This window comes from Gemmiger formicilis (genome assembly GCF_016901605.1).
GTDB lineage: Bacteria > Bacillota > Clostridia > Oscillospirales > Ruminococcaceae > Gemmiger > Gemmiger formicilis_B.
On record NZ_JACJKP010000647.1, the window covers coordinates 1 to 256 of the forward strand.

Below are 256 nucleotides of genomic sequence, written 5' to 3' on the forward strand. Positions count from 1 at the left end.
GATGCTCCGATGCCTGCGACACCAGGGGCTTTACTTCTGCCCTCCAGCGGGTAATGGTAGCTTTGCGACAGGCATCGGACATGTACAAAAAGCGGCTGAGTCTGCCGTTCAGCTTGTTGCCGATCTTGGTGTAGAGCGCCACCGCGGGGTCCACCGTGCGGCTTTTTGCCACTTCCTCGGCGGCCACTTCCTTGCAGGTGCGCTGCCCGCCATTGGGAGATTTGCGGTCACAATACTTTGCAGCTGAGCTGAACGG

General features: G+C 59.4%; 1 protein-coding gene. It reads right to left on the reverse strand.

Annotated features, from left to right (window positions below; translation table 11 throughout):
- Window positions 1-256, reverse strand: a 256-nt coding sequence (locus tag H6B10_RS16300) for a DUF6076 domain-containing protein (RefSeq protein WP_204652456.1), incomplete at both ends; no start/stop codon positions are given.